Origin of the sequence: Streptomyces dengpaensis (assembly GCF_002946835.1) — a bacterium.
Taxonomy (GTDB): domain Bacteria; phylum Actinomycetota; class Actinomycetes; order Streptomycetales; family Streptomycetaceae; genus Streptomyces; species Streptomyces dengpaensis.
In genome coordinates, this window is record NZ_CP026652.1 from 5,982,824 (window position 1) to 5,996,313 (window position 13,490).

The 13,490-nt window shown below is 69.8% G+C and carries 10 protein-coding genes; 4 read left to right on the top strand and 6 right to left on the bottom strand.

Features of this window, described 5'->3' with window-relative positions; all coding sequences use genetic code 11:
* Nucleotides 1–62 precede the first annotated feature (62 nt).
* On the bottom strand, nt 63–1,040 hold the full coding sequence (gene pgfA, locus C4B68_RS27640) for a cell envelope lipid trafficking protein PgfA (protein WP_099499121.1): 978 nt from the start codon (nt 1,038–1,040) through the stop codon (nt 63–65).
* Nucleotides 1,041–1,425: 385 nt separating this feature from the next.
* On the opposite strand from pgfA, the gene C4B68_RS42110 reads away from it, so the two are divergent.
* From C4B68_RS42110 to C4B68_RS27655, 4 genes are all read left to right on the top strand, one after another.
* On the top strand, nt 1,426–1,578 hold the full coding sequence (locus C4B68_RS42110) for a hypothetical protein (protein ID WP_167459177.1): 153 nt from the start codon (nt 1,426–1,428) through the stop codon (nt 1,576–1,578).
* Between the two features lie 2 nt (nt 1,579–1,580).
* Entirely contained in the window at nt 1,581–2,825 is a 1,245-nt protein-coding gene (locus C4B68_RS27645) for a PucR-like N-terminal domain-containing protein (RefSeq protein ID WP_099499120.1), read from the top strand.
* A 127-nt stretch (nt 2,826–2,952) separates the two neighbouring features.
* Nucleotides 2,953–3,726, top strand: coding sequence for an IclR family transcriptional regulator (locus C4B68_RS27650; RefSeq protein ID WP_099499119.1), 774 nt, complete (start codon nt 2,953–2,955; stop codon nt 3,724–3,726).
* Nucleotides 3,723–4,592, top strand: coding sequence for an SMP-30/gluconolactonase/LRE family protein (locus C4B68_RS27655; protein ID WP_099499118.1), 870 nt, complete (start codon nt 3,723–3,725; stop codon nt 4,590–4,592). Before C4B68_RS27650 ends, C4B68_RS27655 begins: the two co-directional genes overlap by 4 nt.
* Nucleotides 4,593–4,598: 6 nt before the next feature.
* Here C4B68_RS27655 and C4B68_RS27660 read toward each other — a convergent pair whose 3' ends face one another.
* The 5 genes from C4B68_RS27660 to chvE all read right to left on the bottom strand — a co-directional run bounded on the left by C4B68_RS27660 (nt 4,599) and on the right by chvE (nt 13,487).
* Entirely contained in the window at nt 4,599–7,550 is a 2,952-nt protein-coding gene (locus C4B68_RS27660; protein WP_099499117.1) for a beta-galactosidase, read from the bottom strand.
* Between the two features lie 170 nt (nt 7,551–7,720).
* Nucleotides 7,721–9,334: a pyridoxal phosphate-dependent aminotransferase gene (locus tag C4B68_RS27665; protein WP_099499116.1), complete on the bottom strand. Its 1,614-nt coding sequence runs from the start codon at nt 9,332–9,334 to the stop codon at nt 7,721–7,723.
* 210 nt (nt 9,335–9,544) lie between these two features.
* Nucleotides 9,545–10,792 carry a multiple monosaccharide ABC transporter permease gene (gene mmsB, locus C4B68_RS27670; RefSeq protein ID WP_099499115.1) on the bottom strand — a complete coding sequence of 416 codons (1,248 nt, stop codon included), beginning with the start codon at nt 10,790–10,792 and terminating at the stop codon, nt 9,545–9,547.
* On the bottom strand, nt 10,789–12,339 hold the full coding sequence (mmsA, locus tag C4B68_RS27675) for a multiple monosaccharide ABC transporter ATP-binding protein (protein WP_099499114.1): 1,551 nt from the start codon (nt 12,337–12,339) through the stop codon (nt 10,789–10,791). Before mmsA ends, mmsB begins: the two co-directional genes overlap by 4 nt.
* Before the next feature lie 41 nt (nt 12,340–12,380).
* Complete coding sequence (gene chvE / locus C4B68_RS27680; protein ID WP_099499113.1) at nt 12,381–13,487, bottom strand: multiple monosaccharide ABC transporter substrate-binding protein; 1,107 nt, start codon at nt 13,485–13,487, stop codon at nt 12,381–12,383.
* Between the last annotated feature and the right edge of the window lie 3 nt (nt 13,488–13,490).

Consider the following 13,490-nt stretch of genomic DNA (forward strand, 5'->3'; position numbering starts at 1 on the left):
GAAGGTTCGATGCGGCTACTCACCGGGATGACAATTTCGGGCTTTGTGGAGCTGACGGAACATCACATCGTGGGCGAAGGCTGGGAGGACTCGGACGTATCGGGATGCGGACGCCCCCGCACCACCAAAACGACCCCCACCGCGGCCAGGACGATACCCAGCACACCGGCACCTATGGGCAACGTCTGTCCCACCATGCGCAGTTGACCGCTCTCCTCCTTCGCCCGGCTCACCGCGAACTCCTGTGTGTCCGTGGTGAAGGCGAGCTTCTCGCTGTCCAGGAGCACCGCCGCGTCCTTCGTGCCGCCCGGGGCGCGCAGCGTCTTACGCGGTCCGACCTGCGCGTACAGCACCCGGCCCGTGCGCTGGTCGACGACGAGCTCGATGCCGTGGTTGGCGTACCACTCCTCGGCGAGCACCTGGCTGCGCTCCGGCTCGTCGACGATCGTGCCCGGTACGAGCCTGGTCCCGGTCCTGGTCGCCGGGACGGTGCCGGTGAACCGGTAACCCTCGTACCCCTGGATCTTCTTGGTGCCCCGGTAGGTCAAAGTGACCGTCGCGCCAAGGGAGTTGTCCCACCAGCGGTACGCGCGTTTCTGCACGTCGAAGGGGAACTTGAGGTAGGCCTCGCCCTGGATGTACGGCTTCTCGTCGCAGCAGTGCACCGGCATGTTGGTCCTGCGGTCGGTGACCCAGCGGTGCGGCACGAACTCCAGGGCGTCGTGCGGGTCGGCCGCCGGCAGCGACTTGTCCGTGTCGACCGTGGTCGTCACGTCCCAGACGGCCTTGCCGCTGCGCGCGCTGTCGGCGACGTTGCCGCGTACCCGCTGGGTGACGGTGATCTTCCGGTCGGGCACGGTCGCGACCTCGTCGACATCGAAGACGCTGCCCGTGCCGGTGTAGACGGCGGTCTGGTCGACGTCGATCGGATTCACGGCGGCTCGTGGTGCGACGTACCACGCGAGCATCGGGGCCAGCACGAGCAGGAAGGTGCCGAGGCCAAGAAGGATGAGCGAGAGGGGTGAGGGGTTCCGGCGCATGCGGGCACTCCAGGGGCGTGAGATGACGGAGTTTGGGCCGCTCTATGGGCCGGGAACCGTAGGAGCCCCTTGACGGGGTGTCAATTGTCTGTCGACACTGGGCTCGACAGGCAGGGGTGAGACGGCCTCCGGACGGAGACGCTCGCCAATCGGATTAGCGGAACGTAGCTATCCTGTGGCAGACCGTTAAGCGCACGCCCGGCGCCCAGGCGACGTCGGGCACCCTCCTCGGTGAGGCCGCGAGGCCTTACCGACCAGCGTCCGGAGGGACGTGCCACGCGGGCTGGCGGCTCCGGCCGTTCAGCACCAGGGCACGAAGGCGATTGACCCACACCCCTGAGCAACACACAGGAGCACTAAGTCGATCAGAGACGCTGACCCTGCGATGTCCAGACTACTTGCCGTCGCGCTGGCCGTGGTGCTCGCCGCCGTCCTGGCGGTGGGCGCCGCGCTCGGCATCGTTGCGCTGCTCGAGGCCACGCCCGACCAGCCGAACACCCCGCTCATCACATACGAGAACGCCGCGCAGGAGCGCTGACCGTGGCCGCCCACCCGGGAACCGTCACGACGCGCTCGGCCTGGCACGATGTTCCCCGCCTCCAGGTGCGGCAGTTCGCGGAGCTGGCGATGGCCGAGGCGCCGGTGCTCGCCGAGGAGATCCTGCGCGAGATCCGCCGCGAGCACCCGCAGCTGCCCGTCGTCCTCGACGACTCCGGCGAGCCGATGGCGCTCGTCGGCATCCGCCGTGCCATCGAGGTCTTCGTGCAGCACCTGGAGACCGCCGAAGGGCGCCCGCGTGTCCACCCCGAGGTGTTCCAGGAGTTCGGCCGGGGTGAGGGGCTGCACGGCCGCAGCCTCGACTCGCTCCAGGCGATGTACCGGCTGGGGGTCAGGCTCGCCTGGCGCCGGTTCGCGGAGATCGGGCAGCGGGTCGACATCCCGCCACCGGCGATGTACGAGCTGGTCGACGCCGGATACGAGTATCTGGACGGCCTGGTCGAGCAGTCCGTACGGGGCTACGCCGAGGCGGCGGCCAGACAGGCGGGCGAGCGGCTGCGGCTGCAGCGCCGGCTGATGGAGCTGCTTCTCTCGGAGCACCACCCTCGGGGCGACGCCGCCGAGGCGCTCGTCGAATGTGCCGCCCGGATCGGCTGGCCGCTGCCCGACCGGGTCGCCGTCGGGGTGCTGCTGCGCCCGGCGCGGGAGGCCGTCGCACCCGCCGTCGGGCAGAGCGTGCTGCTCGACATGGAATACGAGCAGCCGCGCATGGTCGTGCCCGAGCCGGACGCCGCGGGGCGGCCCGAGCTGCTGCACCGGGCGCTGACCGGATGGTCCGGGGCGATCGGGCCGCCGGTGCCGCTCGCCGACGCGGCGAAGTCGCTGCGCTGGGCGGAGGCGGCGGTACGGCTCATGGAGCGGAGGTTGCTTCCCGCCGGGGAGGTGCTCCACTGCACCGAGCACACGGAGGCGCTGGTGCTCCTCCAGCCCGAGGAGCTGATCGACGACCTGGCGTTGCGGTGCCTGGCTCCGCTGGCCCACTGCGGGCCCGCCCATGGGCGCCGCCTCGCCGAGACGCTGCTGGCCTGGCTGGAAACACGCGGTGGCGCCCCCGAGGTCGCTGCGCGGCTCGGGGTGCACCCGCAGACCGTGCGTTACCGGCTCCGCCAGATCCGCGAACTCTGGGGCGACGAGATCGACCATCCCGACCGGCGTTTCGAGCTGGAACTGGTGCTGCGGGCGCAACGGCTGCGGGGAGAGCTGGGAGATCCGCGGGCGCGCCGCTGACCTCACGTGGGTAACCAGGCCTGTCACCCGGTGCCCGCCCATTGCCCGCCCAAGCCTCCTATGACTAGCCTGTGTTCGCCATGCCGATCGCCTGTTGAAATTTCGAACACAAGGGAGGGGGCCGGTTGTGGGACGCCTCGTACCTGCCGTGACCCGGGCTCTCGACATACTCGAGCTCTTCCTGGACGGGGACGGCACACTCTCCGCCCCCGACATCGTGCGTAAGCTGCGGCTGCCCCGCACGACGGTGCACGAGCTGGTCACCACCCTCGCCGCCCGGTCGTACATCGTCCAGGTGCCCGGGCAGCCGGGACGCTACCGACTCGGCGTGCGGCCGTACCAGCTCGGCAGCCGGTACGCCGAGCAGCTGGACCTCGCCGCCGAGGGCCAGCAGGTCGCCCGCTCCGTCGCCGAGACCTGCGACGAGACCGTGCACGTGGCCATCCTGGAAGGCACCGACGTCATCTACATCGCGAAGGTCGACTCCACGCACGCCGTGCGCATGGTGTCGGCCGCGGGCCGCCGCCTGCCCGCGCACTGCACCTCCGTCGGCAAGATGCTGCTCGCCTCGCTCCCCGAGCCGGAGCTGGCGTCCCGCATCCCCGACGACGCCGAGCTGGTCGCGATGACGCCCAACAGCATCACCGAGCCGGCCGCGCTGCGCGAGGCCCTGGCGGGGATCCGGCACCGCGGCATCGCCGTGGAGAGCCGCGAGTCCAACCCGGACGTCAGCTGCGTCGCCGCCCCGGTGCGCGACCGCACGGGACAGGTCGTCGCCGCGCTCTCCATCTCCGTACCGATGATCCGCTGGAGCGACGAGCGCCACGCCGAACTGGAGCAACTCGCCGCGAAGGGCGCCGCCGAGCTGTCCGAGCGGCTCGGCCACCGGAGCGTCGGATGACGTCCGTCGAGGTAGCGGTACGCGCGTACGCGGCCCTCGGTGAGGGCCCCACCTGGGACAGCGCGGCCGGGCGGCTGCTCTGGGTCGACATCCTCGGCTCCCGGGTCCACACGTACGACCCCGTCTCTGGCCGCCGCACGGTCATGGCCACCGAACAGCACGTGGGCGCCGCCAAGCCCCGCGCGGGCGGCGGTCTGGTCGTCAACCTCCGTGACGGCGTGGGGCTTTACGAACCGAAGGGGCCGAAGGAGTTTGCCGGGGCCTTCCGCTGGCTGCACCGCGACCCCGTCCCCGGCCGCCGCGGGAACGACGCGGCGGTCGCCCCCGACGGCTCGCTCTGGTTCGGCACCATGCGCTACGACGAGGCGCCGGGCGGCGGCACGCTGTCCCGGCTCGCCCCCGACGGCACGGTCCGCACGGTCCTCGACGACGTCGCCGTCAGCAACGGCACCGGCTGGAGCCCCGACGGGCGGCTGATGTACTACATCGACTCGCCGACCCGTCGCATCGACGTCTTCGAGACGGACGGGGATCAACAACGACCAGCCCGTAGACGGCAGTTGGCAGCCGTCGTAGAAGGCGAAGGCTTCCCCGACGGCCTCACGGTCGACGCCGACGGCTGCGTCTGGGTCGCCCTCTGGGACGGCGGCGCCGTCCGCCGCTACACCCCCGACGGGGAGCTCGACCGGATCATCGAACTCCCCGTCCGCCGCCCCACCGCCTGCGCCTTCGGCGGCCCCGGCCTCACCGACCTCTACATCACCACCGCCCGCACAGGCCTGGACTCACCGCACCCGCTCTCCGGCTCGCTGCTGGTGATCCCCGGCGCGGGGAGGGGCCTGCCGCAGCCCGCGTTCGGCGGCTGAACCACCTCATGGGGAGTCCACCAGCGTCACCGGTACTCCTCCGGCCGCGCTGCCCAGCAGCGTCAGCTCCACCTGGCCGGGGCCCGCGGGTGTGGTCCCGTCGGACAGGACGGCGAGGGCCAGTGTGTTGGAGCCACGGGTGCGCAGCAGCCCGTTCGGCAGGACGAAGATGTGCTGGGGGCCAACGTCATTGATGTACTGGCCCATGTTCCAGCCGTTCAGGAAGATCTGGACGCGGTAGGCGCGGGCCGGGTCATCGGTGAGGGTGAGCCCGATCGAGGCGTCCACGGCGGTGTCGATGGCGAGCCGGAAGCCGGTGCGGTACCAGATGACGCCCTGGTGCCGCTCGGCGCGGGGGAAGCCGACGGTCTTCCAGTCACCGTCGGCGTGCCCCGGCAGATGCCAGCCGTGCCGCTCCCCGTGCAGCCCTCCGTTGTTGACCGGGCCGCGCACCGGGTCGGGTGAGACCTCGCCCTGGATCCGCCAAGTGACCGCCGGGGATGCTCCGTTGAAGGTCACGGCCGTCAGGCCCCGGGCCACCTTGTGGGTGTCGCGGGCCGTCCCGTCCTGGTCGTGCTGCATACGGCGGACGAGGACGGACAGGACATGGGGGCCCCGGCCGTCCGGCTCGACGGGGAAGGTGGCCGTGGCGGCCCATGTCCCTTGCCTGACCGTCTTCTTGTCCGGCACCGGCATCCGGTGCGTGCCCAGCGGCCGCCCGTCCAGCCACGCCATCAGCAGCCCCTGCGAGCCCGAGATGTAGGAGAGGGAGACGGAGTCCGCGTCGCCCGCGTCCGTGAGGTGCCCCCGGTACCAGACGTCGCCGTAGTGGTAGCCGTAGTCGTCGGCGAACAGCACGGGCTGGCCGGCGGGTACGGGGGTGACGCTGTACGAGGATGTCTTGTCGGCGGCCTTCCAGTCCGAGTCGTCGTAGTCGGCGGCGGACTCCGGGTTCTCCACGGAACGGCGCCAGTCGGTGAGGGCGGGCAGCCGGACGCCGGGCACGCCGGGCAGTTGCCGCTCGGCCCGCAGGCTTCCCGACGCGGTGGCGAGCGTCTTCACCGCGCCCTGGTTCCAGACCACGTCACGGATTCCGCGCGGCCCCCAGACCTCCAGATCCGCAGCCTCGACGGTGTCTCCGGTGAGATGGACGGTCGCATCGCGCAGGGCGGCGGTGCGCAGGAGCGCGGGGCCGTGCACCAGCACCGGCCCCGACGGGGTGTCGTACCGCCACAGCCGTCGGGAGGTCTCGTCGTCGGCGAGCAGCAGCAGGAGAGGCGTCGAGGTGCCGCCGCCCTCCACCAGCACGCGGGTGAGTCCCGACAGTTCGGCGTCCACGCGCAGCACGCCGTCGGCGTACGCGCACGCGGCGTCGCCCTCAAGGACGGTGACCTTCGGTTCGCTCGCGCACTCCAGCGCCGTCTGTGTCGACTCCCCGAGCCGGCCCGTGAACACGGCGATGTCCTGGCGTCCGGCGGTCAACCACAGCATCGGCTGGGCGCTGGAGTACCTCAACGTCCGGCGCCCGAGGGCGATTCCGGTGGCGAGCAGCCGGGCGTCGAGGCCGGGAACCGGCACGCGAACGGTCGTCCCGGCGAGCGGGACGGAGGCGACGACCTCGGTGGAGGAGTCGTTGCGCAGCACGTAGACGTGCGCTTTCGTGTCCGGGTTGACGAGGTGGTACGCCTTGATGTCCGGGCCGACCGTGATGTCGGCCGCCCGGTCCAGTTTGGCGAGGTCGGGCACGGAGTGCAGGAGCTGGCCGATCTGGTGCATCGGGATCAGCTTCGCGGTGGGCTGCCGGGCCTCGTCGAGGGCGGCCCCGTAGTCGTACGAGGTGTAGACGACCGGCGCGGGCAGCCAGCCCCAGCTCGTGCCGCCGAAGGACATGTAGACGTTGTGGACCTTGATGCCGTTGGCGAGGTTGGTGAGGTAGAAACGCCGCTCGTACGCCGCGTCCCGGGTCCGGCGGGACTCCGCGTACCCCTTGCCGCCGAACTCCACCCCGCCCCACGGATCGAACCAGCCGCCCCCGAACTCGGCGATGAATCCCGGGGTTTCGGGACTCGCGGTCGAGCCGCCCCGCGTGCCGCCGATACCGAAATAGCCCCAGTCCGGCGGCTGCCTGAAAGGCGACGGATAGCCGTCGAAGGCGTACAGGTAACGCCCCGTCTCACCGTCCGTGTCGAAGGTCCCGGGGGCCCAATAGCCGTTCCTGCCCTTGTCGTTGTGGAAGAGGGGCACGTCGATGCCGTCCGCGCGCACCTTGGCGTAGAGGTGGGCCATGTAGTCGCGGCCGAGAGGGCTGTCGACGTGGTCCGCGTACTCGTTCTCCAGCTGGTAGAGGACGATCGTGCCGTCGCCCTTGGTGTAGAGGTGCCGGGCGGCGATCCGGTCGACGGCGGTCAGCCATTCGTCGACGTACTTCAGATAGGTCGGGTCGGAGGTCCTGGCGGTGCCCTGGGTGGCGGTCAGCCAGCCGGGGAAGCCGCCCGCGTCGACCTCGGCGTTGATGTACGGGCCGGGGCGGAAGATGACGTACAGGCCCGTCTCGGCGGCCGTCCGCAGGAACAGGTCGAGGTCGCGGACGCCGGTGAAGTCGTACGTTCCGGGCGCGGGCGAGTGGTAGTTCCACGACACGTAGATGCTGATCGCGTTGTAGCCGTGGGCGCGCAGTTTCTCCAGGACGTCCCGCCACAGCGACGGGCTCGGCAGCCGGAAGGGGTGGACCTCGCCGGACCAGAGCACCAGGCGCTTGCCGTCGATCAGCATCGAGTAGCGGTCCAAGCCGACGGTGTGCGCGGCGCGGTCGGCGGCGGGCGGTCCGGGCGCGGGCCCCGTCGGAGCGACGTGTGCCCGTCCGGTTGCGGAGGCTGCACCGCCCGCGCTGCCGCTCAGCGAGAGGCCGAGCGCGGCGCTTCCCGCGAAGGCACTGAAGGTACGTCGGCTCAACACCATGCGGGTCCTCCTGGGGACGGCAGCGGGGGTGCGGCCATTGTCCACAGCGGGGCGTCCCACCCTGGTCATATGAGGATCACGGCGCGGGCGGATTACGCGGTACGGGCGGATGACGCCGTATGGGCGGTTGGCGCGGTACGGGCGCCCGGACGGCCCCGGCGCCCCGGTCGTCAGCCCGCCCGGTTGTACAGCATGGCCCCCACGGCCGGCCACCCGGTCGCCTGCTGGGGCTGGGGCGGCGGTTCCGGCTGGGTCCGGCCGCGGACCTGGGCGGCGGTCAGGCCTCCCTGGGCGCCCAGGGAAGCGGCGGCCGGCGCGGGAGCCGGCGCGGGAGCCGGGGCCGGAGCCAGGCCCGGCATCGCTCCGGGAGCCTGCGCGGCGGCCGGCGCCGGCCAGGCGATGGGCTGCGGCTGCGGCTGGGGCGGCGGCTGCGGGGCCGGGAAGCTCGGTGCCGGGATCTGTGCGGGGATCTGTGCGGGGATCTGTGCGGGGATCTGTGCGGGGATCTGCGCCGGTGCCTGTGCCGGAGAAGGCGCCGCCGGCCACGCGCCCACCTGCCCGGTCAGCCCCTGCATGCCCGCCCCGTTGGTGGCGCTGACCAGGCGGTCCACCGCCGCCGTACCCGAGCTGTAGCTGGTCCCGTTGCCCAGCTCGGGCACGGCGGCTCCCCTCCTGGTCCCGTAGAGCACCTGTTCCAGGCCGGACACCAGGCGTCGCACATCCACCTGGGGGCGCACCACGAGTCTCAGGAAGCGGCTGGACGAACCGATCTTGTTGCCGCACTCGCGGACCAGGATCCGGTGCTCGGTGAGCAGCCGGTCCCGGACCACGGTGCCTTCGGCGCCCACGGGGAGGCGCACGAAGAGGAAGTTGCCCTGCGACGGGTAGACCGTCAGACCGGGCAGGGCGGAGAGCTGGCGGGCCATGTCGAGCCGGTCGCGGCGGACCATGTGCAGGCTCTCCAGGTATTCCGCGCCGTGCTCCTTGAGCATGAACACCACGGTCTCCGCGAAGGAGTTGAGGTTCCACTTCGGCAGCATCGAGCGGACTTTGCCCGCGAGGGCCGGGTTGGCGACGAGGTAGCCGAAGCGGATGCCGTGCAGTCCGAAGTTCTTGCCGAGGCTGCGCAGCACGATGACGTTGGGCCGCATCACCGCGTCCTCGACCACGCTCGGCTCGGACTCCGCGTCGGCGAACTCCAGGAACGACTCGTCGATGACGATCAGGTCCAGGTCCGCCATCGCGTCCATGAACTGGATGACGGACTGGCGGGGGAGGAAGCCGCCGTCCGGGTTGTTCGGGTTGCAGATGACGGCGACCCGGCTGCCGCGGGCGCGGATGAACTCGGCGTACTGGGCGAGGTCGAGGGTGAATCCGGAGGACTCCTGGAGCGGGAACATGTCGACCCGCTTGCCGGTTTCCATCGGCTGGTCGGTCCAGCGGCCGAAGGTGGGGACGGGGATCGCGAGGGACTCCCGGACCAGCAAATGGTCGATCCAGGTGATGAGTTCGGTGGAGCCGTTGCCCATCGCGACGCACTGCGGCGGGAGTTGGAGCAGCGAGCACAGTTCGGCCGTGATGGTCTCGGCGCTGCTCGGGTAGTACGTGATGATCTCGCGCAGCCGGCCCGCCAGTTCGTCGAACATCGTGGGCGTGGGGAAGTACGGGTTGCACGGGATGCAGAAGTCCACCGGACCGGCCCCGTCACTTTCCCGCGCCAGCGCGGCCATCGACGGGCTGTGCGCCGCGGTTCCGCGAAAGAGCGAGGTGACGTTGCCGGCCATGGAACCTCCGTATGGTGCGGGCCTGTTGGGGTGGACGGGCCCTCCGTCTTTGGGTGGCCCGCGCGGGGGAGCACGGGCCGACCTCCTGTACGGATACGAACGTGGCGCTGTTCAACGAATGCGTATTCGTGCGGAAGCTGTGAACAGGCCGTGAGGGGCCGGTCACGCAGGACGGGCCCCGCCGTACGTACGGCGGGGCCCGGGCCAGGCTTACGAACCGGACTTGCGCTTGTTCCACACGTCGAAGCCGACCGCGGCCAGCAGGGCCATGCCCTTGATGACCTGCTGCCAGTCGGTGCCGACGCTGAGGAGGTTCATGCCGTTGTTCAGCACGCCGAGGACCAGACCGCCGATGATCGCGCCGAGGACGGTACCGACACCACCGCTCATGGACGCGCCGCCGATGAACGCCGAGGCGATCGCCTCGAGTTCGTAGTTCAGTCCCGCCTTGGGCGACGCCGCGTTGAGGCGGGCCGCGATCGCCAGGCCCGCCAGGGCCGCGAGCGCGCCCATGTTCAGGAAGACGTAGAACGTGACCTTCTTGTCCTTGACGCCGGACAGCTTCGCCGCCGGCAGGTTGCCGCCGATCGCGTAGATGTGGCGGCCGAACACGGAGTTGCGCATGACGTAGCCGTACCCGACCACCAGCACGCCGAGGATCAGCAGCACGATCGGGGTGCCCTTGTAGCTGGCGAGCAGCAGCGTGACGACGAGGACCGCGGCGACGATGGAGACGAGCTTGAGCAGGAAGACGTTCCTCGGCAGCACGTCCAGCGAGAACTCCTGCTGGCGCCTGCGGTCGCGGACCTCCTGAATGACCACGAAGGCGATCAGGACGAGGCCCAGCAGCAGCGTGAGGTTGTGGTAGTTGGTGTTCGGGCCGGCCTCCGGCAGGAAGCCGTTGCCCATCTTCTGCAGCCCGTCCGGGAACGGGCCGAGGGTCTGGCCCTCCAGGAGGATCTCCGTCAGGCCCCGGAACAGCAGCATCCCGGCGAGGGTGACGATGAACGACGGTATGCCGAGATACGCGATCAGGAATCCCTGCGCCGCGCCCGCCACCGCGCCCACCAGCAGGCACAGCACCACGGCGACCGGCCACGACACATCGTTCTGCACCGTCAGCACGGCCGCCGTCGCGCCCACGAACGCCGTCAGCGAGCCGACCGACAGATCGATATGGCCCGCGATGATCACCAGCATCATGCCGATCGCGAGGATCAGGATGTAGCTGTTCTGCAGCACCAGGTTGGAGACGTTGCGCGGCAGCAGCAGGTCGCCGCCGGTCCACACCGCGAACAGGGCCACGATCAGGCCGAGCGCGAGCAGCATGCCGTACTGCCGCATGTTGCGGCGCATGCCGTCCAGCATCAGCCGCAGCAGGCCGGTGCCCGCGGCCGGTCCCCCGCTCTTCCCGGGCGGCGCGGGCGCCGGGCTCGGGGCGGTCACATCCGTGCTCATCGCGTTACCTCTTTGTCCTTCGTCATCTGGCGCATCAGCACTTCCTGCGTGGCCTCGGCGCGCGGGACCTCGCCCGTGAGCCGCCCGGCGGCCATGGTGTAGATGCGGTCGCACATGCCGAGCAGTTCGGGCAGCTCGGAGGAGATGAAGACGACCGCCTTGCCCTGGGCGGCCAGCTGGTCGATGACCGTGTAGATCTCGTACTTGGCGCCGACGTCGATGCCGCGCGTGGGCTCGTCCAGGATCAGCACGTCGGGCCCCGCGAAGATCCACTTGCTGAGGACGACCTTCTGCTGGTTGCCGCCGGACAGCTTGCCCACCGGCTCGAAGACGGTCGGCGCCTTGATGTTCATGGACGTGCGGAAGCGCTCGGCGACCTGCCGCTCCTCGTGCTCGTCCACCACACCTCGCTTGGCGACCTTGTTCAGGGCGGTCAGCGAGATGTTGCGGTTGATGGTGTCGATGAGGTTGAGGCCGTAGCGCTTGCGGTCCTCGGTGACGTACGCGATGCCGTGTCCGACCGCCTCCGCGACGGTCTTCGTACGGATCTCCGTTCCGTCCTTGAGGACCGTGCCGCCCCCGTAGCGGCCGTACGTCCGCCCGAAGACGCTCATCGCGAGCTCGGTGCGCCCCGCGCCCATCAGTCCCGCGACACCGACGATCTCCCCGCGCCGTACGTGCAGCGACACGTCGTCGACGACCTTCCGCTGCTGGTCGATCGGGTGGTGGACCGTCCAGTTGCGGATCTCCAGGGCGGCGGCCGCGCCCACCTCGCCGTCGTACGCGGTGCGCTCGGGGAAACGGTGGTCGAGGTCGCGGCCGACCATGCCGCTGATGATCCGGTCCTCGGTGGTCTCCGGGGCCTTCACGTCGAGGGTCTCGATGGACCGCCCGTCGCGCAGGATCGTCACCGAGTCGGCGACCCGGCGGATCTCGTTCAGCTTGTGGGAGATGATGATCGAGGTGATGCCCTGTTCCTTCAACTCCAGGATCAGGTCGAGGAGTTTGCCGCTGTCCTCGTCGTTCAGGGCCGCGGTCGGCTCGTCCAGGATGAGCAGCTTCACCTTCTTCGACAGCGCCTTCGCGATCTCCACGAGCTGCTGCTTGCCCACGCCGATGTCGGCGACGCGGGTCTCCGGGTGGTCGTCGAGACCCACCCGGCGCAGCAGTTCGGTGGCGTGCCTGAGGGTGTCGTTCCAGTTGATGAACCCGCGCGTGGCGTGTTCGTTGCCGAGGAAGATGTTCTCGGCGAGGGAGAGGAACGGCACCAGCGCCAGCTCCTGGTGGATGATGACGATGCCGTGGTGCTCACTCGCCCGGATGTCCTTGAAGCGGCAGACCTCTCCCCCGAAGAGGATCTCGCCCTCGTACGTGCCGTGCGGATGGACGCCGGAGAGCACCTTCATCAAGGTGGACTTCCCGGCGCCGTTCTCCCCGCAGATGGCGTGGACCTCGCCCTGGCGGACGGTCAGTGTGACGTCCGACAGCGCTGTGACACCGGGAAAGGTCTTGACGATCGAGCGCATGTCCAGGACGGGTCCCGCCATGGTCGTGCCTTCCAATCTGTGCTTGTCAGGGGGGCGACGGATTACTTGAGGTCGGACTCGGTGTAGTAACCGCCGTCGACCAGCACCTGCTGGTAGTTGCTCTTGTCGACGCTCACCGGCTGCAGCAGATAGGCCGGGACGACCTTCGAGCCGTTGTCGTACGTCTTCTCGTCGTTGACCTCGGGCTTCTTGTCGCCGAGGACGGCGTCGACCATGTTCGAGGCGACCTTGGCCAGCTCGCGGGTGTCCTTGTAGACGGTCATCGTCTGCTCGTCCGCGATGATCGACTTCACCGAGGCCAGCTCGGCGTCCTGGCCGCTGACGACGGGCAGCGGCTTGCTCCCGGAGCCGTAGTTGTCCGACTTCAGCGCCGACAGGATGCCGATGGAGATGCCGTCGTACGGCGAGAGCACCGCGTCGACCTTGCCGCTCTTGTACGACTTGGTGAGGATGTCGTCCATGCGCCGCTGGGCGGTGGCGCCGTCCCAGCGCAGGGTGGTGACCTGGTTGAGCGCGGTCTGGCCGGACTTGACGACCAGCTTCTTGCTGTCGATGTACGGCTTCAGGACGCTCATCGCGCCGTTGAAGAAGTACTTGGTGTTGTTGTCGTCGTTGGAACCGGCGAACAGCTCGATGTTGAACGGGCCCTTGCCGTCCTTCAGGCCCAGCTTGTCAACGATGTAGGTGGCCTGGAGCTCGCCGACCTTGGTGTTGTCGAAGGACGCGTAGTAGTCGACGTTCGGCGTGCCGAGGATCAGACGGTCGTAGGCGATGACCGGGATGCCGGCGTCCTTGGCCTGCTGGAGGACGTTGTTCAGCGACTTGTTGTCGATCGCGGCGACGATCAGGGCCTTCACGTCCTGCGTGATCAGGTTCTCGATCTGCGAGACCTGCTGGTCGGGGTCGTCCTCGCCGTAGACCAGCTTGGTCTTGTAGCCCTTGGACTCCAGGTCCTTGACCACGTTCTTGCCGTCGGCGATCCAGCGCTCGGAGGACTTGGTCGGCATCGCGATGCCGATGGTGCCGCCCTTGGCGTCGCCCTTGTCCTCCTTGCTGCCGCCCTCACCGCTCTGGCCGCACGCGGACAGCGTGAGGGCGAGGGAGGCGGCTGTGGCCATCGCGGCGAGGGCGGCTCTGCGGTTGCGCATGGT